Origin of the sequence: Streptosporangium sp. NPDC020145, assembly GCF_040631275.1 — a bacterium.
Lineage (GTDB): Bacteria > Actinomycetota > Actinomycetes > Streptosporangiales > Streptosporangiaceae > Streptosporangium.
On the sequence record NZ_JBEXZT010000007.1, the window covers coordinates 22,364 to 45,787 of the forward strand.

Annotated in this window: 19 protein-coding genes; 6 read left to right on the forward strand and 13 right to left on the reverse strand. The window is 71.7% G+C overall.

Going from position 1 to position 23,424, the window contains the following annotated elements; genetic code table 11:
- Window positions 1-7: 7 nt before the first annotated feature.
- Window positions 8-244 carry a mycoredoxin gene (locus ABZ463_RS15255; RefSeq protein ID WP_184718882.1) on the forward strand — a complete coding sequence of 79 codons (237 nt, stop codon included), beginning with the start codon at window positions 8-10 and terminating at the stop codon, window positions 242-244.
- On the opposite strand, the gene nudC is transcribed toward ABZ463_RS15255, so the two are convergent.
- The gene (gene nudC / locus ABZ463_RS15260) at window positions 245-1,222 is read right to left on the reverse strand and encodes an NAD(+) diphosphatase (RefSeq protein ID WP_352016273.1); all 978 of its coding nucleotides are present in this window, start codon (window positions 1,220-1,222) and stop codon (window positions 245-247) included. It lies immediately after the preceding gene.
- Between the two features lie 173 nt (window positions 1,223-1,395).
- Here nudC and ABZ463_RS15265 point away from each other — a divergent pair, with 173 nt between their 5' ends.
- The 4 genes from ABZ463_RS15265 (at window position 1,396) to ABZ463_RS15280 (ending at window position 5,726) form a co-directional block, all read left to right on the forward strand.
- Entirely contained in the window at window positions 1,396-1,566 is a 171-nt protein-coding gene (locus tag ABZ463_RS15265) for a hypothetical protein (protein WP_362776440.1), read from the forward strand.
- On the forward strand, window positions 1,530-2,552 hold the full coding sequence (locus ABZ463_RS15270) for an ATP-grasp domain-containing protein (protein ID WP_362776442.1): 1,023 nt from the start codon (window positions 1,530-1,532) through the stop codon (window positions 2,550-2,552). Before ABZ463_RS15265 ends, ABZ463_RS15270 begins: the two co-directional genes overlap by 37 nt.
- The gene (locus ABZ463_RS15275) at window positions 2,537-4,156 is read left to right on the forward strand and encodes an IucA/IucC family protein (RefSeq protein WP_362776444.1); all 1,620 of its coding nucleotides are present in this window, start codon (window positions 2,537-2,539) and stop codon (window positions 4,154-4,156) included. The genes ABZ463_RS15270 and ABZ463_RS15275 overlap by 16 nt, the downstream gene beginning before the upstream one ends.
- Window positions 4,157-4,430: 274 nt before the next feature.
- Entirely contained in the window at window positions 4,431-5,726 is a 1,296-nt protein-coding gene (locus ABZ463_RS15280; protein ID WP_362776446.1) for an IucA/IucC family protein, read from the forward strand.
- Window positions 5,727-5,961: 235 nt separating this feature from the next.
- Here the strand turns inward: ABZ463_RS15280 and ABZ463_RS15285 are convergent, their stop codons facing one another.
- From ABZ463_RS15285 to ABZ463_RS15325, 9 genes are all read right to left on the reverse strand, one after another.
- Window positions 5,962-6,159: a hypothetical protein gene (locus ABZ463_RS15285; protein ID WP_362776448.1), complete on the reverse strand. Its 198-nt coding sequence runs from the start codon at window positions 6,157-6,159 to the stop codon at window positions 5,962-5,964.
- A 1,051-nt stretch (window positions 6,160-7,210) separates the two neighbouring features.
- On the reverse strand, window positions 7,211-7,855 hold the full coding sequence (locus ABZ463_RS15290) for a response regulator transcription factor (RefSeq protein ID WP_362776450.1): 645 nt from the start codon (window positions 7,853-7,855) through the stop codon (window positions 7,211-7,213).
- Window positions 7,846-9,000, reverse strand: coding sequence for a histidine kinase (locus tag ABZ463_RS15295; RefSeq protein WP_362776452.1), 1,155 nt, complete (start codon window positions 8,998-9,000; stop codon window positions 7,846-7,848). Before ABZ463_RS15295 ends, ABZ463_RS15290 begins: the two co-directional genes overlap by 10 nt.
- A gap of 11 nt (window positions 9,001-9,011) precedes the next feature.
- On the reverse strand, window positions 9,012-9,812 hold the full coding sequence (locus ABZ463_RS15300) for an ABC transporter permease (protein WP_352016234.1): 801 nt from the start codon (window positions 9,810-9,812) through the stop codon (window positions 9,012-9,014).
- Entirely contained in the window at window positions 9,809-10,723 is a 915-nt protein-coding gene (locus tag ABZ463_RS15305) for an ATP-binding cassette domain-containing protein (protein ID WP_352016235.1), read from the reverse strand. Before ABZ463_RS15305 ends, ABZ463_RS15300 begins: the two co-directional genes overlap by 4 nt.
- 130 nt (window positions 10,724-10,853) lie before the next feature.
- Window positions 10,854-12,692 carry an RICIN domain-containing protein gene (locus ABZ463_RS15310; protein WP_352016236.1) on the reverse strand — a complete coding sequence of 613 codons (1,839 nt, stop codon included), beginning with the start codon at window positions 12,690-12,692 and terminating at the stop codon, window positions 10,854-10,856.
- A 359-nt stretch (window positions 12,693-13,051) separates the two neighbouring features.
- Complete coding sequence (locus ABZ463_RS15315) at window positions 13,052-13,498, reverse strand: hypothetical protein (protein ID WP_362776455.1); 447 nt, start codon at window positions 13,496-13,498, stop codon at window positions 13,052-13,054.
- 22 nt (window positions 13,499-13,520) lie between these two features.
- Window positions 13,521-13,748: a hypothetical protein gene (locus ABZ463_RS15320; RefSeq protein ID WP_352016238.1), complete on the reverse strand. Its 228-nt coding sequence runs from the start codon at window positions 13,746-13,748 to the stop codon at window positions 13,521-13,523.
- An 82-nt stretch (window positions 13,749-13,830) separates the two neighbouring features.
- Entirely contained in the window at window positions 13,831-14,433 is a 603-nt protein-coding gene (locus ABZ463_RS15325; RefSeq protein WP_352016274.1) for a DsbA family protein, read from the reverse strand.
- Window positions 14,434-14,560: 127 nt separating this feature from the next.
- Between ABZ463_RS15325 and ABZ463_RS15330 the strand changes: the two genes are divergently transcribed.
- Window positions 14,561-16,045, forward strand: coding sequence for a PLP-dependent aminotransferase family protein (locus ABZ463_RS15330; protein WP_362776457.1), 1,485 nt, complete (start codon window positions 14,561-14,563; stop codon window positions 16,043-16,045).
- A 21-nt stretch (window positions 16,046-16,066) separates the two neighbouring features.
- On the opposite strand, the gene soxR is transcribed toward ABZ463_RS15330, so the two are convergent.
- From soxR to ABZ463_RS15345, 3 genes are all read right to left on the reverse strand, one after another.
- On the reverse strand, window positions 16,067-16,516 hold the full coding sequence (soxR, locus tag ABZ463_RS15335; protein WP_352016275.1) for a redox-sensitive transcriptional activator SoxR: 450 nt from the start codon (window positions 16,514-16,516) through the stop codon (window positions 16,067-16,069).
- A 292-nt stretch (window positions 16,517-16,808) separates the two neighbouring features.
- Complete coding sequence (locus ABZ463_RS15340) at window positions 16,809-20,282, reverse strand: ATP-dependent DNA helicase (RefSeq protein ID WP_362776459.1); 3,474 nt, start codon at window positions 20,280-20,282, stop codon at window positions 16,809-16,811.
- Entirely contained in the window at window positions 20,276-23,422 is a 3,147-nt protein-coding gene (locus tag ABZ463_RS15345) for an ATP-dependent DNA helicase (protein WP_362776461.1), read from the reverse strand. The genes ABZ463_RS15340 and ABZ463_RS15345 overlap by 7 nt, the downstream gene beginning before the upstream one ends.
- Window positions 23,423-23,424 lie beyond the last annotated feature (2 nt).

Genomic DNA, 23,424 nt, shown 5'->3' on the forward strand with positions numbered 1-23,424 from the left:
TCACGAAATGGCGCTGACGGTTTACACCGCCACCTGGTGCGGCCCATGCAAGCGGCTGAAGTCCCAGCTCACCCGCGAGGGGATCTCCTACCGGGAGATCGACATCGAGCAGAACCCCGACGCCGCGCAGTTCGTCGAGAGTGTCAACAACGGCAACCAGACCGTGCCGACCGTGCTCTTCGAGGACGGCACGTCCCTCACCAATCCCTCGGTGATCGAGGTCAAGGCCCGGTTGAACGCCTGATCACCAGTTTCCGGCAAGAGGCTCGCCGTACCAGGTCTCGATCAGCCTCCTGGCGATCGAGACCTCGGGCGGCGGAAGCACCTCGCCGCTGTCCAGCGCGGCCCGCAGTTCGGCGCGGCTGAACCAGCGGGCCTCGGAGATCTCTTCCTGGTCGACCGTGAACTCCGTCGTGACCGCCCGCGCGATGAAGCCGAGCATCAGGCTGCGCGGGAAGGGCCACGGCTGGCTGCCCAGGTAGCGGGGCTCGACGACGCGCACGCCGACCTCCTCGGCGACCTCCCTGGCCACCGCGTGCTCCAGTGACTCCCCCGGCTCGACGAAGCCCGCGAGCACCGAGAAACGGCCCTGGGGCCACTGCGGTCCCCTGGCCAGCAGGCACCGGTCCGCCTCGTCGTGCACGAGCATGATCACCGCGGGGTCGACCCGGGGGAAGTGCTGGCTGCCGTCCTCGGGACAGACCCGCACGTGCCCGCCGGAGCGCGTCTCGGTACGGCTCCCGCAGCGCGGGCAGAAGGCGTGGGTGGCGTGCCAGGCCTCAAGCGCGACCGCGTAGACCAGCAGCCCGGCGTCCAGGTCCCCCAGCAGCGAGCCGACCTGTCGCAGTCCGGCGACGACGTCCGCCCCCTCCTCGATGGCCGAGAGCGCGACGGCGGAGACGATCCGCCCGGGAAGCGCGGCGGGCCCGTCGGCCGGGAGCGATCCCGAGACGGCGAAGTAGGCGATCCCCTCGGCGTCCAGGCCGAGCAGGTAGCGCTCCCCCTGCGGCGCCTCGTCCGTGGGCAGCAGGACGAGATCGACCCCGTCTCCGTGCCGCCTGACCAGCGCCCGCCCGTCGTCGACCACGACGACCCGGGTCGCGCCGTCGGCCCACGCGCGTTCGAGCCACTCGGCGTCACCGCGTAGCGCGGCGGAGCGGTCGATCGCGCTGCGCGCGAGAAGCAGCGGCCCCAGCAGTCCTTCTTGGGTGGTGATGTCCACGTTCTTCCCCGTCTCCCAGATCGACTGGCATCCTACGACGCTCGCCGTGGACGGCTTTCCGGGGAGCGGCAAGCCGGGCATATGCGGTGAATATCCAGTCAGCCGAGCGACATGATCTCTGTACGGCTAGGATGCGGCGAGTTAGGTTAGGCTTACCTGATTCCGGGGGTCCCATGCGGCTGTACCTCACCGCGCTCAAGCCGACCGACTCGGTCACCGACGGATTCCTGCCCGCGGCACGCGCGCTGGGCTGCGACGTCACCGTTCTGACCGACAGACCGGAGCACCATCGGGACTCGGGGCCGAGGTGCTCGGCTGCGACGTCCGTGACGCCCGCGCGGTGATCGACACCGTCTCCGGCCACCACACGCCCGGCGCGATCTTCTCCAACTCCGACCACCTGCAGGCCGAGACGGCCCTGGCCGCGGCCTACTTCGGCCTGCCCGGCAAGGACTGGCGGGCCTGCGTCACCGCGAAGAACAAGGCCCTCACCCGCGCGCGCCTGGCGGAGGCGGACGTCGAGACCGTCCGCTCGGTACGGCTCGCCCCCGGCGACCCCGTACCCCGGGACGTGCCGTTTCCCGCGGTCGTCAAACCGCGCGAGGGCGTCGCCAGTGAGGACGTCGTCCTGGTGCGGGACGACCGTGAGCTCGAAGAGGCCCTGCACGCGATCGGCGCCAGACGGCCCGGTGAGGCGCTGGTCGTCGAGGAGTACCTCGAAGGCCCACTGCACACGCTGGAGACGCTCGGCGACGGGAGCGGGACACGGGTGCTCGGCGGCTTCAGGACGACGCTCGGGCCGTTGCCGTACTTCGTCGAGGAACGACTCGACTGGGAGCCTCCACCCGCGGCAGGCCATGTGCTGCGGGCGCTGGACGCGCTCGGCGTGGGCTTCGGGGCCTGTCACACCGAGTACGTGATGACGCAGGCGGGGCCCAGGATCATCGAGGTCAACTACCGCGTGATCGGCGACCACTGCGACCTCCTGCTCGGCAACCTGCTCGGCGTTCCGCTGTTCGAGAGGATCCTCGGCGTCCACCTGGGCCTGCCGGCCGGGGACCTGGGCGGTGCCCGGGAGCACGGGACCGCGCTGAGCGTGGTCGCGGAGCGGGCCGGGACCGTCGTCTCCGCTCCGGGAGCGGTCGCCCCCGCCCCCGGCGCCCGGGTCAGGCTCTGGCACCGGCCGCTGCGCGCCGTCGGCGACCGGATCGAACCGACCAACACCAACCGTGACTATCTGGGGGTCGTCCGCGCGATCGGTCCCGACCGGGTGAGCGTCGACGCCGCCCTGACGGCCTTCGCGGCGGACAGACCGTGGGTGATCGCGTGACCGCGCGGGAACGGTACCTCGCCGCGCGTGTCCTGGACGCGCTGCTGCGCGAGGACTACGGCGGCCTGGCCGGGCGGATCACCGGGAACAGGGGCGGCGTCACCCTGGCCCTGGCCGGTGGGCGCGGGGTGCGCCTGGTGCCGGGGTCGCTCTTCCAGGACTTCGTGGTCGCCCCCGAGGAGACGCTCGGCCTGCGCGAGGTCCTGCTGACCCTCGGGGAGGTCGCCCCGCCGGAGGACGGCCCGGGGATCGAGGCGTTCGCCCAGGAGTGCGAGCAGGCGCTGCGCGCCCTGGAGCTGCACGCCGCCCACCGGGAGCGGGTGCTCGGCCTGCTGGCCGCCGCCGGGCCCGGGGAGCGGCTGGACGCCGTACGGTACGAGACGCTGGCCGCCTTCGTCGACCATCCGGTCTATCCGACGGCGCGGTGCAGGAACGGGCTGTCCGACGACGAGCTGACGGCCTATGCGCCGGAGTTCGCGCCCTCCTTCGAACTGCGCTGGGCGGCCGTGCCCCGGGAACGGGCGCGCGGCGCGGCCATGCCGTACGCGCCGGGCTTCGCGGAGGTGGGGCTGCCCTCGTCCCTGGCGCGCACACATGTGCTCTTCCCCGTGCACCCGCTCACCGTTCCCGTGGTCGAGGAGATCCCGTGGGCGGTCGTGGGGGCGCGGCCGTACCTGGAGGTCAGGCCGACGCTGTCGACGCGCACGGTCGCGCTCGACGCGGGCACGCACGTGAAGCTGCCGCTGCCGACCAGCACGCTGGGACTGCGCAACCGGCGCTCCATCAAGCCGGGCACGCTCGCCGACGGTGCCAGGGCGGAGCTGCTGCTGCGGCGGCTGCCGCACCCGGGGGTGCTGCTGGCCGACGAGCAGACCTACGGTCACGCGGACCACGAGTATCTCGGCTGGCTCCTGCGCCGCCTGCCGCCCGGCGAGATCGTCCCGGTGGCCGCGCTGCCCGCGCCGACCCCCCGGGGCGCGCCCGTCGTGGAGGAGCTGGCCGGACGGTGGTACGGCGGGGACGTCACGGCGCTGCTCGGCGCCTACCTCAGGCTGCTGTTCGGCTTCCAGGTGCGGCTCTTCGTCCGGTACGGCACCGCCCTGGAGGCCCACCAGCAGAACCTGGCCCTGGTGCTGGGGAACGGTCCGGCCAGGCTGCTGGTCAAGGACAACGACGGGTTGCTGACCTCACCGGACCGGCTGCTGGCCGAGGGCGTCGCGGTGCCGGACTTCACCGACGAGCGGATGCTGACCGACGACCCGCACGCGCTCGCCGACGTGTTCGTGACGATCACGCTGCACCTGGCCGCGGCGGCGGTCGCCTTCTGCGCGCTGCCGCCGGCGCGGGCCTGCCTGCTGGTCCGCGACACGCTCGGGGAGGCGCTCGCCGAGTATGGCGACGACCCGATGGCCCGGCTGCTGCGGGCCAGGACCCTTGAGGCGGCCAGGCTCGTCGGCAAGTCGATGGTCGTCGCCGGGACCCTGGTCGACAAGGCGCGTACCGGGGCCCGTGACGTGAACAAGTTCTACGGCACCAGCGGGCCCAACTACCTGCGCCACCCTCCTGCGGCCATCCAGAACATGACGATGCGAAGGATTCCATGACCGGCCTCGCGCTCGACCCCTGCTCCGCGGCCGTCTCCCCCGCGGCCGTCGCCGAGGAGGCGACGCTCGCCGCGCTGCTGCGCTGCTGCGTCAGGGAGGTCGCCGGGCCTCGCGGACAGGTCTGGCACGCCGAGCCGTACGTGCTGCTGCGGGTCGGCGGCACCGTGCTGCGGGCCAGGACGCACGGCGGGCTCGCGCTGCGCTTGGCGGGCCACCCTGACTGGCTCGACGGGGCGCCTGGCGCCCGCTCGACGTCGACCGGCTCGTCGGGCTCGTGGAGAGCGAGCTGGGCGGGACGAACGAGGAGTTCGCCGCCCAGGTCGGCGCGAGCAGGCGGGCCATGGCGGCGCTGCTCGCGGCCAGGCGGAGCGGGCGGGAACCGGCCGACCCGTGGCTGGCCTCCGAGCAGCGGCTGGTCTTCGGGCACCCGTTCCATCCGAGTCCCAAGGCCCACGACGGGACGGGCTGGCTGCGCTACGCGCCCGAGGCGCACGCGAGCTTCCCGCTCCGGCTGCTCGGGGTCCGCGACGACGTGCTGGCCGAGGCGGGTGAGACCGGGCGGCTCGACGAGCTCGGCCCGGCACCCGAGGGGTACACGATCCTGCCCGCGCACCCGTGGCAGCTCGACCTGCTCGCCGACGACCTCGCCGTGCCGCTGGCCGACGGCCGCCTGGTCGACCTGGGGTACGGCTCCCGCCCCGCGGTTCCCACCTCCTCGGTCCGTACGGTCTACGACCCCGGGATCGACCGGTGCCTGAAGTTCAGCCTGGATGTGCGGATCACCAACTGCGTCAGGAAGAACGCGTGGTACGAACTGGCCGGAGCGGTCGAGCTGACCCGGCGCCTCGGGCCGGTCTTCGACGACCTGGCCGCCTCCTTCCCCGGGACGCGCTGGCTGAGCGAGCCCGGCTACCGCTCGGCGAACCTGGGCACCCGGCTGTTCGAAGGGCTCGGTGTGATCATCCGTACCAGCCCGTGGTCGGTGTGCAGGCCGGGGGTGACCCCGCTGCTGAGTGGCGCGCTGGCCGTGCCCGGATCCGGGCCCGCCGACCCGGCCGGTTGGTGGCGGGCCTATGTCGAGTGCGTCGCGCCCCCGGTGCTTGAGGCCTACCTGGAGCACGGCGTGGTGCTCGAACCGCACCTGCAGAACGTGCTGGTCGGCGTGGACGCGTCGGGGTCGCCGGTCGAGGCGGTCTTCCGCGACCTGGAGGGGACCAAGCTCGTGGCGGGCAGGCACGACCTGTCCGGGCTGCCCTCGCGGGTCGCCGAGGCGCTCACCTACGATCCCGGGCCGGGGTGGGACCGGGTGGTCTACTGCCTGATGGTCAACCATCTGTCCGAGATCGCCGCCTCTCTGGCGGGCGACGGCCCGGTGCGGGAGCTGTGGGCGGTCGCCGGGGAGGTGCTGGCCGGATACGCGGGCTCCAGGGGGTGGCCGCGTCCGCTGGCGGACCTGCTGGCCGGGGCGCCGCTGCCGGCCAAGGCCAACCTCTCGGTGCGGTGGGCGCGCTCGGCCGACCGCCGGGCCAGGTACGTCCCGGTCGCCAACCCATTGGCGATGCTCTCCTAGAACCCTCCTAGAGCTCTCCTGGGCCCTCCTGGCTTCCGTCCGGCTCACATGCCCGGCGTCGGTTTCCTCCGGTAGCCGGGCTTTTCTCTGGGCGATTTATCACGCCATCCACACATATCTCTCCTGCTGGGCGACAACTGCGACCATCCAAGAAATATGGATAAAATCCACCTTCCATATGACACAAGAAGCCGAAATAAGCGACAGAACACACCAGTCAATTCTTTGATCTTCGTTAATAAACCAAAAGCATCACTGTAACGATCACCGGGTACTTCACCCCTGCCGCCATCAGGCGGATCATGTATCCGAAATCATCAACGACATGGAATGCGATGACTTCTAGTGGTACCAGACGGGCTTCCACCGTCGACTCCAGCAGGTACGTACGGGGATTGATCACCACGGCGGCGACAATCGGTACTTTCCTCACGCTTGCCTCCCAGTCGCTGGCGAACGCCGCGACCCCTGGCTCGGAAAGCGCCCCGCAGGGCAAGCCCGCGGGCCTCGCCACGCGCGGTGAGACTTTCCATATCGGCAGCCTCTCCTCCAGATGGTGTGGGTGCTGGAGAAGGCATTGCAGGTGCCACAACGGCCGTAACGGCCACAATGGCCGTAATGGCCGGGATGGCCACAATGGCCGGGATGGACGCGACGGTAAGACAGGGCCCCGAGGCCCTCAGGGACCGCAGGGTGTCCCCGGAACCCCGGGTGGGCCTCCCGGACCTCCCGGGCCTGCCGGACCTCCTGGGCCCCCCGGGCCTCCTGGACCTCCCGGGCCCGCTGGAGCCGCCGGTCCTGCAGGCCCCGCAGGACCCGCAGGCCCTGCCGGTCGCGAGGCCGGACCGCGGGGTCCCGCAGGCCCCGCCGGAGCCACCGGCCCCGCAGGTCCCGCAGGTCCCGCAGGCCTCACTGGCCCTGAAGGACCCGCAGGTCCCACAGGGCCTGAAGGACCCGCAGGACCCACAGGCCTCACTGGCCCTCAAGGACCCGAAGGACCCGAAGGACCTGCAGGACCCACAGGCCTCACTGGCCCTGAAGGACCCGAGGGACCCAGAGGACCCGCAGGACCCAGAGGACCCGAGGGGCCCGAAGGACCTCCTGGGTGTCATGTACCTGAGAAGCCTCGGTGTCATGGGCCCCACAAGCCCCATGAGCCCCGCAAGCCCTGCGAGCCCCACAATCCCTGCGAGCCTCACAATCCCGGCTGGACCGCAGGGCCCAGCGGAGTCGGCTGGACCGCGGGACCCAACGGGGCAGGCTGGACCGCGGGCCCCAGCGGAGTCGCCTGGACCGCAGGGCCCAGTAGGGTCGGCTGAACCGCTGCCCGCTCCCACCGCCTGTCCATCCGGGCAACCGCACCCCGTTCAGTGACGAGGTGGTGCCCTGACGGGTCCGGCCCCCTTCAGGGGGCGAGGAGATGAACCGGATGCCGTGCCCGACCCATCGGGCGCGGCATCCGCGTTTCCCCGGCCGGGCCGTACTCAGTCGTCGAGGTAGCGCAGGATCGCCAGCACCCTGCGGTTGTAGCCGGGGTCGCGCGGCAGGCCGAGTTTGTCCGTGATCGCGTTGATGTGCTTCTCCACGGTGCTCAGTGACACGTGCAGGCGTCCGGCGATCGCCGCGTTGACGAAGCCCTGCGCCAGGAGGCCGAGCACCTCGCGCTCGCGCCCGCTCAGGCCGTCCAGCGGGTCGGTGCGGGTGGTTCGGGCGAGCAGCTGGCGCACCACCTCCGGGTCGAAGACCATCCCGCCCGCGTGCACCCGCTCCAGCGACTCCAGGAAGTCGGCGACCTCGGAGACACGGTCCTTGAGCAGGTATCCGACCCGTCCGCCCGCCCCGGAGAGAAGGGTCGCGGCATAGGTCTTCTCCACGTACTGCGACAGCAGCAGGACACCGACCTCGGGCCTGCGCCCACGGATCTCCAGGGCCGCGCGCACCCCCTCGTCGGTGTGGGTCGGCGGCATCCGCACGTCGATCACGGCCACGTCGGGGCGGTGCCGTTCGACGGCGTCGAGCAGCGCCCGCGCGTCGCCGACGGCCGCGACCACCTCGTGCCCGGCCTCGTCGAGCAGCCGGACCAGGCCCTCGCGGAGCAGTACCGAGTCGTCGGCCAGGATCAGCCGCACGGCACGTCCCTCGGCAGGGTCGCGACGACCCTGGTCGGCCCGCCGGGCGGGCTGTGGACGTCGAAGGTGCCGTCGAGCGCCAGGACCCGCCTGGCCAGGCCGGACAGTCCGCCGCCCGAGGGGTCGGCGCCACCCGCTCCGTCGTCTGAGATCGTCACGCTCACCGTCCGTTCGTCCTCGGCCACGACGACCAGGATTTCACGCGCGTCCGCGTGCTTGACGGCGTTGGTGATCGCCTCCCTGGCGACGAAGTACAGGGCCGTCTCGATCGCGGAGGCGGGGCGCCCGACCAGCCCGTAGTGCACGGTGACCGGCACCTGCGACCGTTCCGCGACGCCGGCGAGCGCGGCGCGCAGGCCGAGTTCGTCCAGGGCGGTCGGGTAGATCCGCCAGGCCACGCTGCGCAGTTCGTCGAGCAGGCGGCGCGACTCGGCGTAGGCCTCCTCGACCAGCGCCGCGGTCCTGGCCTGGTCGGGGTTGCCCCGGGCCCGGCCGAGCAGCATGGCCAGTGCGACGCCCCGCTGTTGCACGCCGTCGTGCAGGTCGCGCTCGATCCTGCGCCGTTCGTCGTCCACGGCCCTGACGACGCCCGAGCGGGTCGCGGTCAGTTCGGCGATGCGCCTGCGCATCAACTCCCGCGTGCCGGGACCGAGGAAGTGGTCGGCCAGGCGCCGTTCCACGGCCCCCGCGGCGAGAAGCCAGAGCACGGTCAGGGCCAGCACGACCGTCCCTCCGGCGAGGCCGAGCACCCCGTCGCTGGTCACCAGCCGCACCCCCGGCAGGTGCACCGGTACGGCCCGCGCCCTGTCCCCTGCCAGGTTCCACAGGCCGCCGAAGAGGAACAGCCCGCCGAGGAACAGCCCGGCGGCGCTGCCGTACCCGGTGAGGAGGCCGAAGAGGGCGCGGACGGCGAGATAGCGACGGCCGTCCCGCCGGGGGTGCCCGGTCGTCTCGTGGTCGAACCAGGCGGCCAGCCTCGCCCGTTCGAGGGCGGTCAGCCGGTTCAGGATCCGCTCGACGCCGGGCCGTACGGCGGGCACCGGGTGGACGAGCGCCGCCGCGCAGAGGAAGAGCAGTTCGACGAGGCCCAGCACGGCGCCCGCGAGCACCCCGACCAGGGCGCGGGTGATCCGGTTACCTGACACGGGCGCGCAGTCTATGCGTCCCTGCGGCGCAGTACGGCATAGCCGGCGACCGTCGCGGCCGCCGTCCAGACCAGCAGCCACACCAGCCCCTGCGTGGCCGGGTAGGGCACCGGGCCGCCCATCGGGGTGTCCGAGCTGCCCATGAAGGCCAGGCCCGCGAACAGCGGCATGCGCAGCGAGGCCTCGAAGCCGATCGAGGTGCCCGTCATCACCAGCAGCAGCGGCGCGCCCATCAGCAGCATGAACGCCGTGGTCAGGGTGCCCGCCGCGCTGCGCGTCGCGACTCCCACGCCCAGCGTCGTCACCGAGACCAGGGCGAGGAAGACGCCCACGCCCAGCAGGTCGGGGACGACCTCGGCGGGCGGCGCCGTCACCCGGCCGCCGAACACCTCCGCGGACAACACCAGGTGGACCACCGCCGTCGCCACACCTGCGGCGACCACCCCGGCGACGAACGTCACCGGCGCCAGTACCAGTGCCTTGGCGGCGAGCACCCGGCCCCGGATCGGCGTCGCCTGCAACGTGGTCCTGATGCCTCCCGAGGCGTACTCGGGGGTGATCGTCAGCATCGCCAGCGCGACCAGACCGAACTGGGCGAACGCCGTCGCCGAGGTCACCGGGTCGCTGGCGGACAGAGTGCCGGCCAGGTCCCGGCGCACCATCTCCGTCGCCGTCCCGCCGCCGATCGCCAGCGAGCCGAGCACCATGAGCGCCGTGGTGCAGGCCAGGCACCACCAGGTCGAGCGGACCGAGCGCAGCTTCACCCACTCGCCGCCGATCGCCTGAGCCAGCTCTCTCACCCACGTGTTCACGCCCGCCCCTTCCGTACGCCGTACTCGACGCTGTCGGCCGTCAGTTCCTGGTAGGCCTGCTCCAGGGAGGCCTCGCGGTGGCGTAGTTCGTGCAACCTGATGCCCGCCTCGTGCGCCAGGTCGCCGACGCGCTCCGCCGTGGCTCCGGTGACGACCAGCTCGTTCTCCCCCGGCCGTTCCCAGTGCAGGCCCGCGGCGCCGAGCCGTACGGCCAGGTCGTCCGTGTGCGGGGTGCGGACGACCACCGCGCCCAGCGAGCCGCGCGCGATGATCTCGGCCAGCGGCGCGTCCGCGATGAGCCGTCCCCTGCCGATCACCACGAGGTGGTCGGCGGTGAGCTGCATCTCGCTCATCAGGTGACTGGAGACGAAGACCGTCCTGCCCTCGTCGGCCAGGGAGCGCATCAGGTCGCGCACCCAGCGCACACCGTCGGGATCGAGGCCGTTGACGGGTTCGTCGAACATGAGCACCTCGGGGTCGCCGAGCAGGGCGCCCGCGATGCCGAGCCTCTGGCTCATGCCCAGCGAGAGCGCGCCCGCCCGCCTGCGCGCCGCCTGCCCGAGCCCGACCGTCTCCAGGACCTCCGTGACCCGGCGGCGCGGGATGCCGTTGCTGCGGGCCAGTGCCGTCAGGTGCGCCCGGCCGCTGCGCCCGGGGTGCAGGGCGCGCGCGTCCAGCAGCGCGCCGACCGTCCGCAGCGGGTTCCTGATCCGGTGGTACGGCAGGCCGCCGATGAGCGCCGTGCCCGAGGTCGGGTGGTCGAGTCCGAGGATCAGGCGCATCGTCGTGGATTTCCCCGCCCCGTTCGGGCCGAGGAACCCGGTGACCGCGCCCTGCCTGACCTCAAGGGACAGGTCGTCGATCACCGTCCGGTCGCCGTACCGTTTGCGCAGGCCGTTGAGTCTGATCATGCCCGCAACGCTAGGCGGGCCCCGGGGTGGTGACCATGGAGGCGATCCTCCGACCTCGATGGCGGAAACCCGTAACCGCGTGACCGTGCGGGCCGTCCGGGGAGGGGCGGACGGCCCGCACGGATCCCGGTCAGACCTGGTTGAGGTACCAGATCTCGTTGCCCGCGATGACTCCGGCGCCGGAGTCGTTGTTACCGGTGATCGTCTGCTGGTCGAGGGTCGTCCCGCTGCCGGACGGCGCGTCGAGCACCTTGGCGCTGTAGCGGTTGACCAGGTAGAACGTGCCGTCGGCGACCCTCTGCAGGGTCCACTGCTGGCTGGTCCCGCTGCCGCAGGTCGCCTGCCTGATCTGGGTGCCGTTGGTCGTGCTCGCCGTGACGAGGTCGAGGCACTTGGCGCTGTTGACGTTCACCAGCTTCCAGTAGGAGCCGCTGGCCTGGAGGGTCCAGCGCTGGCTGGTCGCCCCGGAGGGCGCGTTGTGCGTGACCAGCGCGCCGGAGGCGGTCGAACCGCCGGCGGGCTCGACGTTGTCGTGGCTGGCGAACCCGTTCAGGTAGTAGGAGGTGCCGTTGACCGGGGAGGCGTCGGTGACCTGGTTGAACACCCACTGCTGGTTGGCCGCGCCGGTGTAGGTCTGCTGCGTGACGGCCGCCGGGTAGGCGCCGCCCGCGGTCAGCGCCAGCCCGGAGAGCCAGTCGAAGATCGCGTAGGTGTTCGTGCCGGTCTGCAGGTAGGCGAAGCGCATGCCGTCCTGGCCGTTGCAGTAGTACTGCAGCAGCGTCGTGCCGGGCGTGGTGCCGCTGTAGGCGCTGTCGGCGCACAGGCGACTGCCGACGTTGATGAACTGCAGTCCGGTGTTGTAGCTCATCAGCCACTTCTGGCTGGGGGTGTCCACCCGGGTGCGCTGGCTCAGCTCGGTCAGCGCCGTGGTCGCGCCGCCGATGGGTTCGAGCGCGCCCCCTGTCGAGGCGTTCGTTATGACGTAGGTGTTGCCCACCTTGGGATGGGGGTCGCTGTCGGCCGTCGAACCCGCGATGAGGTAGGCGCTGTCGGCCACGTTCCAGTGCGTGGCCAGGTAGCTCCCGGCGGTCGGGACCGCGTTGTAGTAGTCGTCCCGGTTGCAGTCGGGCAGCCGGTAGTCGTTCCACTGCAGGCAGCTCCAGGTGGGCGTGCCGCCGTAGCACATGATGTCCCACTGGTCGAGGCAGTGCCAGGAGCCGTCCGAGTGGGCCGCGCTGAGCTGCACGGCGCCGAAGCTGTGCCCCAGTTCGTGGGCGATGGCGTTCGCCCCGAAGCAGTTGGGACTGGCGTCGACCCGGGAGAAGGCGAGGCCGTTGTTGAGGTTGGTCGACCCGGTGGTCAGGTCGTCGTTCTTGATGTCGGAGACACCGCAGATCACCGTGGCCTCGGTGAGCATGAGGTAGTGCCGGTCGTTGCTGTTGTAGCCGAGGGCCTGCAGGGCGGTCTTTCCGGCGTCGAAGGTGGCCAGCGAACCGGCGGGCACCACCACGTTGCGCACGACGGGGACGCAGCCGCCGCTGACCGCCGTGGTGACGTACCGGATGTGCCTGCTGCGGTTGGAGGTCGCGGCGGCGTCGTTGAACTGGTCGTCGGCGTTGGCCAGCCAGGCCCGGAACATGGGCAGGAGCTGCGCGTAGCGGTCCGGCATCGTCGCCTCGCGCACGTACAGGGTCTCGACGCGCTTGCCGCTGGTGCCGTCACCGTCGCAGGCGACCAGCTGGGGGCTGACCCGTGCGGTCTCCTCCTGCTTCTCGGCGTTCTTCCCGGTGTCCTTGACGGCCTTGGGGCCGACGCGCTCACCGAGTCTGGCGCCGGGGAAGACGTCGGAGGTGACACTGGACTGGCCGCCGTCCGGCGGGGCGGCCGACGCCGCGGGGGGTGAGGCGACCAGGCCGACCACGGCGAGTATCGACGCGGCGGCCAAGGAGAGGTTTCGCCTGAGCTGCATTCCGATGAACTCCGATCGGTACGGATACACCCACACAGGGCGATTCATCGGCAATGATCACATTTCAAATATTAAAAGCGACCCCCTTGTAATATTTATCACACCATATTGACGCGAGGCCTTCCAGGTGTTCTCACATTCAAGGTGAACACGTGCGGTAATACCGGTGAACACCACAACCCCATTACGTCCCCGTACATTCAGAGAATGCGTCGCGACGGAGCGTGCGCACCCCTCCGCCCCACGTGACGTCGGGCTTCGACCGGCACCCCACACCCTTCTCATCGGGAAAGACCCAAGGACAGGAAAGCCGAACATTTCCCTTCCTGGAGGGAAACCCGGGGAATCGGCCGGGAGAATCAGGGGAGGATTTCCAGCCGGACGCCGGGAATGTCGTCGTAGAGGTGAGGGGCCGGGGTTATGACGCGCCAGCCGCCTCTGGACTCGGCCAGCAGTACGGCATGGGCCGCGGCGAGAACGGCCACGAGGTCGGTTCCCGCGACGGGGCCCGGGGTGTGCCGTTCCAGGTTGGCCGCGATCCTCGGGCCGAGCCCGGCGGCGTGCGCGACGTCGGCGGCCGTCAGGCTCCCCACCGTCACCACCGGCACCCCGAGCAGGGCCTCGGCCTGCTCGGGCCGCAGGGCCGTCACACACTGCGCGGCGGCCGCGGGCAGCAGGAGTGTGGTGTTGCGCAGCACGGACTGACGGACGATCTCACGCCCGTAGTTGCTCCTGACGTCGAGCAGATGGCAGACCGCGTCGAGATCGAGGACGTGGCCGGTCAGACCGTCGTCCTCCGGGGTCACCCGGCCTCCCGCACGTCCGGGGTCACGCGACCTCCCGTGCGGAGCCGAACAGGCGGTTGGCGCGCTCCCGGTCGGCGTCGGTGATGTCGTCCTGCCAGCCGGGACCCCACAGCCGTTCCAGGGCCGCCATGCCCTCCCTGATGCGACGCTGCTCCCGCAGTGCCTCGGCGATGTAGCCGGAGGCGTTGCCCGAGCGCTGCGCCTCGTCGGCGAGGTCGTCGGGCAGGGAGATCGTGATCCGCTTGGTCATACCGAGGAGGGTAATCGCGTCATACTCCCCCCGTCCACGAAATGGCGATCATCCGCGTGGCCGGTCACGCGGAGGCAACGGGTCAGTCGACCCGGGGAGATTCCGTACGGCTCCGCTTGAGCTCGAAGAAGCCCGGGGTCGCCGAGACCAGCAGCACACCGTCCCAGAGCCCGCCCGCCGCCTCGCCACGCGGCACCGGGCTGACCACCGGCCCGAAGAAGGCGTTGACCCGCCCGTCGGGGCCGGGGACGTGGATGGCCGGGGTGCCCAGGTCCTCACCGATCGGGTCGAGACCGGCCCGGTGGCTCAGCAGGAGGGCCTCGTCGTGGTCGGTGCTCTCCGCCGCCTCGGCGAGTCCCGGGTCGAGGCCGAGTTCGGCCAGCGCGTCGCCGTACAGGCCGGGACCGATCGGGACCTTCCCATGGTGGATCCGGTCGCCGAAGGCGGTGTAGAGGTCGCGCAGGACGGGCGTGCCGTACTTCTGCTCGGCGGCGACGAGCACCCGGACCGGGCCGAGCGTGTCGGTGAGCCAGCGCCGATACCACTCCTCCAGGCCCTGCCTGCCCTCGTTGAGCAGCCACAGGCTCATCACGTGGAAGCGGACCTCCACGTCACGGACGCGTTCGACCTCCAGCAGCCAGCGTGAGGTGTTCCACGCCCAGGGGCACTTCGGGTCGAACCACATGTCGGCGACGGTCAAGACGTAACTCCTCGGCTGTTTCCCCGTTGGTCGAGTCCATCCAACGGCCTCGATTGGCTCCCCAGAAGGGCCAATTCCCCGGAAACCGAAAGAGCCAATGTAGGGTCTCCGCGTGGACCCGCACGTCAGCCTGGACGGCCCCGGCGACCTGGCCTCCCGCATCTACCGGCAGCTCCGCGAGGCGATCCTGGACGGCAGGCTCCGTCCCGGGGAGCGGCTGCCGCCCTCGCGGGAGCTGGCCCGCCGCCTCGGCGTCTCGCGCAACACGGCCTGCACGGCCTACGAACGGCTGACGGCCGAGGGCTTCCTCCTCCCCCGCGTCGGCGCGGGCACCTTCGTCGCCGAACCCACCACACCCGCCGGAGCCGTACGGCGTGGCGCCCCGCAGGGCCGTGGGGTGCGTCCCCGCCCCTTCTGGGACGATCTCCCCGACACCGCGGAAAGCCCCGAACCCCCTCGCTACGACTTCCGGGTCGGCAGACCCGACGGTGACCTCTTCCCCCTCGCCACCTGGCGCCGCCTTCTCGCCGCCGAACTGCGCGCCTCGACGGTCAGAACCTCCGGGTACGGCGAGCCAGCGGGCCACCCCGCCCTCCGGGAGGCCGTGGCCCGCCACGTCGGCCTGTCCCGTTCGGTGCGCGCCGACGCCGGGGACGTCGTCGTCACCCAGGGCGCGCAGCAGGCCCTCGACCTCGTCGGCCGAATCCTCATCGAGCCGGGTGACCGGGTGGCCGTTGAGGAGCCGGGCTATCCCCCGGCACGGCTGCTGTTCGCCTCCCTCGGCGCCCGGGTCAGCGGGGTGCCCGTGGACGACGAAGGACTCGACGTGGACGCGCTCCCGTCCGGCACCCGGCTGGTCCACGTCACCCCGTCGCACCAGTTCCCGCTGGGCACGCCGATGTCCCCGGCGCGGAGGGCCGCACTGCTCGACTGGGCCGCGCGCCACGACGCCGTGATCGTCGAGGACGACTACGACAGCGAGTTCCGCTTCGGTCAGCGTCCTCTCGACCCGCTGCAGAGCCTCGACCGGGACGGCCGGGTCGTCTATGTGGGCACGTTCTCCAAGACGCTGCTGCCGATGCTGCGGCTCGGCTTCTTGGTCGCCCCGGCCTCGTTGCGCCCGGCGCTGCGCGCGGCCAGGCGGCTGACCGACTGGCAGGGCGACCACGCCGCACAGGCCGCGCTCGCCCGATTCATCGACTCGGGCGAACTGTCCCGGCACGTCCGCAAGGCGACCCGCGTCTACGCGGACCGCCGCGAACGCGTCCTCACGGCGCTGCGCGGGGACCTCAGCGACTGGTTCGAGCCTGTGCCGTCGGCCGCGGGTCTGCACCTGTGCGCCAGGCTCAGGCCCGACGTGCCCGTCGATCTCGGCCGGATGTCGGCGGAGGCGCGCGCGTCGGGCGTCGCCGTCGAGAGTCTGGAGGCGTACTGCGCCGAGGACCGGTCACGCTCCGGGCTGGTGCTCGGCTACGGTTCCATCCGCGCCGAGCGCGTCACCGAGGGGCTGCGGCTCCTCACCCACCACCTGGCCACGCAAGTCCGAGAAACGCACCGTGAGCTTGACAAGGCTCTAAATTACGATTTTCCGGCGTAGCCCCCGGCATGTGATCCTCGATCACGGCTCATAGAGTTTGCGCGCCCCCGAGGCGTTTTCCCCGAGACAGTCATCCGGATTGACCAGCTTGCACAGCCCCAGGGACAGGCAACCGCATCCGATACATCCGGCGAGCCGGTCGCGGAGCCACTCAAGACGCTGGATTCGGCCGTTCAGGTCTTTTTGGTAGCATTCCGAAAGCTTGGCCCAGTCTTCCCGTGTCGGCGTACGCCCCTCGGGAAGGAGGGACAGGTAGAAGCCGATCTCCGCAAGAGAGGTCCCCAGCTGCTGGGACGCACGGATAAAGGCCACCCTGCGAAGGGTGTCACGTGAGTAACGTCGCTGATTGCCCGCCGTACGGCGACTGACTATGAGCTGCTTGCGTTCGTAGAAGCGCAGGGTCGAGGTGGCCACACCACTACGCCTGGACAATTCCCCGACCGTCAGCTCCACGGCTCGACGATATCCCATATAAATGGGGACAACCATTATTCCGTTCATTGCGTGAGCGGCTCTTACGTTCCTCCACCCGACTCCGTAAGAGTCCTGGCGACGGAGTGGGTCACCACCGGATGCGGTGAGATCTCCAGGAATCCCCGCTGACCAGAACGACACCCGGACTTGCCCTCCCGGGGAGGACGCAGGCGACGCCGCGTTTTGGACCTGCCCACCGTGGTCATGCCCCCTCCCGCCCGGACAGCTGGGAGAACACGATCTCCGGCACGGAGGTCGAGGCGTTGGCGTGACCTGACACGTCAGCTGTTCAACCGATCGCGGGGACCGACTCGATGAGGGCGACCAGGCCGCGTTCGTCGAGGAGGTCGGCGGGCCGTATGGTCTCGTTGAGCCGCACGTAGTGGAAGGCCGCGCTCACCCGGCCGAGCGGGACCTCCGCCAGGTGTGCCCAGGCCAGCCGATAGGCCGCCAGCTGTACGGCCGCCGCGACCTCGGCCTTCTTCCCCTTCGGTCGTCTGCCGGTCTTCCAGTCGACGACCTCGTAACCGCCGTCCGGTGTCTCGAAGACCGCGTCCATCCGGCCCCTGACCAGCCGGTCGGCGATCATGGTCTCGAACGGGACCTCGACGTCAAGCGGCTCCCTGTCCGCCCACTCGCTCTCCTCGAACCGCTCGCGCAGCTCGGCCAGCTGGATGTCTGCGGCCTCGTCGGCCTCGCCCGTCTCGTCGGCCGAACCGGGCAGGTCGAGCTCGTCGATCAGCCGCTGCTGACCCCAGCGGGATTCGAGCCAGCTGTGGAAGGAGGTGCCCCTGCGGGCCAGCGGGGCGGGCTTCCTCGGCACGGGACGGCGGATCTGCCGGGCCAGGGCCTTGGGGTCGGAGGCGAGCGTGACCAGCGAGGACACGGTCAGATGGGTGGGCAGCTCGACCCGGCCGGGACCGCGCCGCCGGTTCAGCTCACGTTCCCTGAGCAACAGCTCGATGTCGCGTTCCCAGGCCCTGGCCCGCTCCCTGTCCCACCCGCGCAACGCCGGGGAAACCCGGTCGGGGACGTCGTCATAGGGTTCGGGGAGAGGCCGGCCCGCCGGGCCGAGGTCCCCGTTGAGATCCTCGTAGGGATCGTCGTAGGGGTCGTCGGGGAAGGGCACCTCGTCGTCCTCGACGACGAACACCTCCTCTACCGGGACGACCTCCGGCTCCTCGGATTCCCCGGACAGCGCCGACAGCGCCGCCAGCGCCGCACTGACCATGTCCGCGCCGTCCCGTACGGCCTCGTACCGTGCCCCGGCCGGGGTGACGGGCCACCTGGACTCGGCGGGCTCGGCCAGCAGCGGGTTGGTCTCCCCCTCCTCAAGGGGCGGCGCCCAGACCTCGGCCCGCCCGCACGTGTCGCGGACCTCGACCAGGAAGTCGGACGGGTCGAGGGGCTTCGACCCGCCGCCCCAGCGGTAGCCGGAGGCGATCAGCAGGTAGTGGGCACGGGTGACGGCGACGTAGGCCAGACGGCGTTCCTCAAGGAGCTCCCGCTCCCGGCAGCGCTCGTCGAAGTCGCCGATCTCCTCCTTGGACAGACCGCCGAGTCTGGGCAGGTCGGAGGCGTCACCCCGTAGCGGGTACGGCAGTTTGCGCGCGTTCTCCGTCCACCTGGGGCTGACGGTCGGCCTGGCCGGGAAGACCGTGCCGACGGTGAGCGTCCCGCCCTTCGACAACGCCTGGGACATCCCCGGCACGATCACGACCGGCCATTCGAGGCCCTTCGAGGCGTGGACTGTCATCAGCTTGACGCTGTTGCTCTCTCCGACCCGGCCCGCGTCGAGGCCGTTCTCCTCCTCGTCTGCGGCCTTCAGGAACGCCAGGAACGCCCCCAGCGTCGGGTCCTCGGAGTCTCCGGCGAAGCGGGAGGCGGCGTCGAGGAAGGCGTCCAGGTCGGCGCGGGCCGCGAAGACACCGGCGGAGCCCCTGGCCGCGACCTCGATGTCCAGGCCGAGCCTGCGTTCGATCTCGGCGACCAGGTCGGGCAGCGGCTGCCCGGTGTGGGCGCGCAGGACCCGCAGCTCCTGTGCCATGGCCACCAGGCGGACCCGGGCGAGCGGGGAGAACGCCTCCTGCCACTCGGGGCGTTCCGGCAGCTCGTCGAGGGCGTCGACCAGACTGCCCCGCTCCTCGGCCATGTCCGCGACGACCTGGTCGAGGGGGTCGGCGACGCCGCCGGGCCCGCCCTCACGGGTCTCCCGGCTCAGCTCACGCGCCCGGTCACCCAGTTCCTTCAGGTCGGCGGGACCGATCCGCCAGCGTGGCCCGGACAGCAGCCTGACCAGGGCGTCCCCGGCCGTCGGGTCGTAGATCACCCGCAGCGTCGCCACGATGTCCGCCACCTCGGGCACGGTCAGCAGCCCGCCGAGACCGACCACCTCGACCGGGATGCCCCGCGCCTCAAGGGCCCTGCGCAGCGTGGGAAACTGCGACCGTTTGCGGGCCAGGATCGCCACGTCGTGGGGCTGCAGGCACTGCGGCCCGCCCCAGGCGCTCTGCTTGGCCCGTTTGCGTTCGCCGTCGCCCCAGGGCAGCCCGTCGGGGGCGCTCTCACCGCCCAGCAGCCCGGAGATCTTCGCCGCGATCCACTCCGCCTCGTCCTCAGCGGTCCCGTGGAAGGCGGTCACGACCCGGCCCCGCTCGATCCGGTTGCCGCCGGGCACCAGCACCGGCACCTCACGGGCTTCGAGCCGCAGCGGGATCTGCACCCTGGCCGCCACGTCGAGTACGGCGTCGCCGTTGCGGAAGCTGACCGAAAGGCGGCGGACCGGGGCGGGCTCCCCCGAGGCCGTCCTGAAGTCGCGGGGGAAGCGGGTGAGGTTGCCCGAGGAGGCCCCGCGCCAGCCGTAGATCGACTGGCAGGGGTCGCCGACCGCCGTCACCGGGTGCCCGTTCCCGAACAGCGAGCGCAGCAGGACCAGCTGGGCGTGGCTGGTGTCCTGGTACTCGTCGAGCAGGACGACGGCGAACCTGCCCCGCTCGGCCTCCCCGACCTCGGGGTGCCGTTCGGCGATCCTGGCCGCGAGCGCCATCTGGTCGCCGTGGTCGACGACCTCGCGGCGGCGCTTGAGCCGTTCGTAGGCCTCGACCAGCGGAAGCAGCTGCTCCCTGGCCCGCTGCGTGGCCAGTGGCCTGCGCTGGAGCTGGGTGGGCGTGCCGGGCAGCCTGCCGTACCGCTCGGCCAGCCAGGCGCCGATCTCCCGCACCTCCTGCGGGGTGCGCAGGTGCTCGGCCATCTCCCCGGCGAGGTCGAGCACCGCCCGCGTGACGGTCGCCGGACCCCACTCGATCTGCTCCATCGGGCCGTCGTAACCGCTGACCACCCGTCCGGCGAGCTGCCACGCGACGGCCGGGCTGATCAGGCGCATGGTGGGTTCGAGCGCCTCCCGCAGGGCGTGCTCGGTGACCAGCCTGGCCGCGTAGGCGTGGTAGGTGGAGATCGTCGGCTCGCCCTGCAACAGTTCGGCGGGCACCTGCTCGGCCGCGACCAGCCCGTTGAGCCGCTCACGCACCCGTACGGCCAGCTCCCCGGCGGCCTTCCTGGTGAAGGTCAGGCCGAGCACCTGCTCGGGGCGGACCAGGCCGTTGGCGACCAGCCACACGACTCGTCCCGCCATGGTCTCGCTCTTGCCGGAACCCGCCCCGGCGACCACGACCATCGGTTCGAGACCTGCCTCGATGACCTCGGCCTGCTCCGGCGTCGGCGGGAGGATGCCCAGCTTGGCCGCGAGCTGAACCGGGCTCAGCACACCTGGTCTCCGTTCTTGCTGACCGGGCAGCTCGCCCGCACGACACAAGTGCGGCAGCCGTCGTTGACCTTCGCCTGGAAGACCGGGCCGGACATCCCGGCCGCCACGGTGTCCACCATGTCACGTGCCCAGCCCGGGTCGGTGTCGTCGGCCAGCGGGATCTGGGCCTGCTCCTTGGCGGCGTTCCTCGTCGCCGCGTCTCCGACCTGCACCAGGGCCGCGCCGCCGGGCTCGGTCATCCCGTGCCGTTCGAACGCGCCGAGCAGCGTGGCGAGCTGGTAGACCCCGAGCTGGGGGTGGCGTTCGAGGTCGGCCTCCTTGGGGCCGTGCTTGCCGGTCTTGATGTCGATGATCACGGCCCTGCCCTCGCCGTCCCGCTCGACCCGGTCGACCCGCCCCTTGATCTGCACGCCCTCGGAGACCGTCGCGACGAACGACTCCTCAAGGGCGACCAGCTCCCGGGGGTTGTCCCGCTGCCAGCGCAGGAACCGGGAGACCATCTCCTCGGCGACGCCGCGCTGCTTGCGGTTGTACCAGGCGCCGCCGAAGTCCAGCTCGTGCCAGACGTCGTCGAGCCGTTTGCCGAGCGTCTCCTCGGTCCCCTCGCCGGTCGCCGCGAGCACCGCCAGGGCGTGGATGACCGTGCCGAGGCCCCTGGCGACGTCGGTGCCGCCCGCGCCGACCGAGGTCTCCAGCAGCCAGCGCAGCCCGCACTTGGTGAAGTTCTCCACCGCGGACGGCGAGACGCGCACGATGTCGTCCGGCCAGCGCAGCGGACGCTCGTCGGAGATCTCCGTCAGGGCGTACCACTCGTTGGGGTGCGCGCCGGGCACCCCGGCGGCGGCGAGCCTGGCCAGGTGCTCGGCGGCGGCCCGGCGCAGCGCCTCGGGCCGTGTCGGGTCGGAGACGGCCGAACGCAGGTCCGCGACCAGCGCGGACATGCTCAGCCAGCGGGAGCGCTCGTCCACGACCGTCTCCCCCGTCTCGCCGGGGGCGAGCTCGGCCAGGAACCTGGAGGGCCGCTCGTCGGCGTCGTCCCCCCCGACGGCGGTGACGACCAGCTTCCTCCTCGCCCTGGTGGCCGCCACGTAGAACAGGCGCCGCTCCTCTGCCAGCATCTGCGAGGCCAGCGCCGCCGAGACGGCCGCGGGGTTCTCGTGCTCGGAACCGGCCGCCTTGGCGACCATCTCGTCGGTGCCCAGCACCGACCCCCGCAGCCGCAGGTCGGGCCAGGCCCCCTCCTGCACCCCGGCGACGACCACGACGTCCCATTCGAGACCCTTGGAACGGTGGGCGGTCATGATGCGCACCGCCTCGCCGTCGGGGGCGCGCTCGGCCAGGGAGTCTCCGGGGATCTCCCGGGCGATGAGGTCCTCGACGAACACCTCGACACCGGCGTGCGGCAACCGGTCCACGAAGCCCGCCGCGTAGTCGAACAGCGCCACGACCGCGTCGAGGTCACGGTCGGCCATCGTGCCCCTGAACCCGCCGGACAGGCTTGTCTCGGTCCACCGTCCGGCCAGCTCGGTGGCGCTCCAGACGCCCCACAGGACGTCCTCGGCGGTGCCGCCGCGCCGTACGACCTCCGCGGCGCCCGCGATGAGCCTGGCGAGCCGTTCGGCGGGGAGCGCGACGTGCGGCTCGATCCTGACCAGCTCCCGCTCGTCCTTCAGCGCGGCCACCAGCAGCTCGCCCGAGGAACGGGGCTCGGCCGCAGGGGCCGGGTCGTCGAGGTCGTGCTCCTCCGGACTGGTCACGGCCTCGTGCTCGGCGACACGCAGGGCCCTGCGCAGCCGCCGTACCCCGATCATGTCGGTGCCGCCGAGCGCGCCGGTCAGCAGTTCCTCCGCCATCGCCTCGTCGAGGATCTCCGGGTCGAGCGCGACCTGGATCAGCCTGATCAGCGGGCGCACCCCCGGCTCCTGGAACAGCGGCAGCTCACCCGCGCCGACCGCGACCGGCACTCCGGCCGCGACCAGCGCCCGGCGCAGCAACGGCAGCTGACGGGTCGCCGAACGCACCAGCACCGCCATCCGTGACCACGGTACGCCGTCGAGCAGGTGGGCCCTGCGCAGCGTGTCGGCCACCAGCGCCGCCTCCTGCGCCTCGCCGTCGGCCACCACGACGTGGACCTCGCCCGGCTCCACGTCCGGCAGCGGCCTCAGGTCGCGGTGCCCGGCGCCGCCCGGCGGAACCGGCAGGCGGGCCGTCACCCGCCGCGAGGCCTTCAGCAGCTCGGCGCCGCTGCGGCGGCAGACCCGCAACGCGATGACGGGGGCCCTCCCGCCGTCCTTCCTCCTGAAGCGGTCGGGGAACTCCATGATCCCGCGCACGTCCGCGCCCCGGAACCCGTAGATCGACTGGTCGGGGTCACCCACCACGACCAGGTCACGCCCCTCCCCCGCGAGCTGCCCGAGCAGGAACTCCTGGGAGGGGTCGGCGTCCTGGTACTCGTCGACGAAGACGACGTCGTAGGCGGAACGTTCGCGCTGCCGTACCTCGGGGTCGGTCAGCAGCGCCCCCGCGGCCCGGATCAGGTCGGCGTAGTCGAGCACCGGCTCCAGGTCGAGGTCGAACCGCGCCTGGTAACGGCCCGCGAACCGGCCCGCGGCCACCCAGTCGGCTCGGCCGTGCGCCCGGCCGAGCGCGACCACGTCCTCACCGTCCAGGCCGCGTTCGGCGGCACGGGCCATGAAGTCGCGCAGTTCCTGGGCGAACCCCCTGGTCCTGAGCGCCTCCCGCATGTCCTGCGGCCACAGCGGGGCACCGTCCTCAAGCTCGCCGTGGAGCAGGCGGCGGATCTCAAGCAGCTGCTCGGGCGCGGTCAGCACCCGGGGCGCGACATTCCCGGCGAGTACGGCCTCGCGGCGCAGCAGCGCGTAGGCGTAGCTGTGGAAGGTGAGCGCCAGCGGCGTCCTGGTCGTACGGCGCACGCGCGCCGTGATGCGCTCGCGCAGCTCCTCGGCGGCCTTGCGGCTGTAGGTGAGGACGAGCACCCGTTCCGGGTCCGTCCCCCTGCGTTCGATCCGGTCGACGACGCTCTCCACGATCGTGGTCGTCTTGCCGGTCCCCGGCCCGGCCAGGACCAGCAGCGGGCCGCTCTCATGCGTGACAGCCGCCCGCTGGTGCTCGTCGAGCACGG